Source organism: Johnsonella ignava ATCC 51276 (assembly GCF_000235445.1).
Classification (GTDB): domain Bacteria; phylum Bacillota; class Clostridia; order Lachnospirales; family Lachnospiraceae; genus Johnsonella; species Johnsonella ignava.
This window is the reverse complement of record NZ_JH378865.1, coordinates 1-782: the sequence shown is the minus strand read 5'-3', so window position 1 is coordinate 782 and position 782 is coordinate 1. Positions and strand designations below refer to the sequence as shown.

At 32.9% G+C, this 782-nt stretch carries 1 protein-coding gene and 1 CRISPR repeat array; the gene reads right to left on the bottom strand.

Translation table 11 applies throughout. The features are described from left to right. Window positions 1–56: 56 nt before the first annotated feature. A CRISPR array of direct repeats spans window positions 57–550; the repeat unit is 30 nt; unit sequence ATTTACATTCTACTTTAGTTCCTTTAATTC. A gap of 51 nt (window positions 551–601) precedes the next feature. Further along, the coding region (locus tag HMPREF9333_RS13185) for a hypothetical protein (protein WP_330370777.1) at window positions 602–782 on the bottom strand (181 nt) is incomplete at its 5' end.

The following is a 782-nucleotide window of genomic DNA, read 5'->3' as shown; positions in this document are numbered from 1 at the left end:
TGTTACAACTATAGTTTACCACAACAACCACAACAACCAGTACAAAATCATAAATTATTTACATTCTACTTTAGTTCCTTTAATTCAGAGTACAAGTTGAAGTTGAACACTATGAGGTCGTATTTACATTCTACTTTAGTTCCTTTAATTCCTTTTCCTGTATTTGAAGCAGTGTCGGCAACATTATCATTTACATTCTACTTTAGTTCCTTTAATTCAAAGAGAATACAGCAAAAAACGTATTCGGTGGCTTGATTTACATTCTACTTTAGTTCCTTTAATTCAATCCACTATTTTCTTTTTCTTGATCAATATTTATTGATTTACATTCTACTTTAGTTCCTTTAATTCTTCTTGTTCCTCTTCAAGGGAACGTCCCCCATCGATTATTTACATTCTACTTTAGTTCCTTTAATTCTATAACTGCTGCTATCGCTATCAAAGCAAGTCCCAGATTTACATTCTACTTTAGTTCCTTTAATTCGATGTAAAGCTTTTTCATAAGACTAAAGAAGACCCAATTTACATTCTACTTTAGTTCCTTTAATTGGAACTGTCAAGATAAGTAGAGTCTTCAAACTCACTAAATTGTTTATGGTTCCTATGCTGCCAGAAGTTGAACCTCCAGCAACTGCTTATACATAACCGGCGGAAGTCCATCCGGGTTTGATGTATATATCCGTTTTTGATTGTAATATATAAATACATACCTGAAGATCATTGTTTTACTTCTTCTCTTTTCATGCGATAGGTTGGAATCCTTGTAAAGGAGTTCCTTCTTG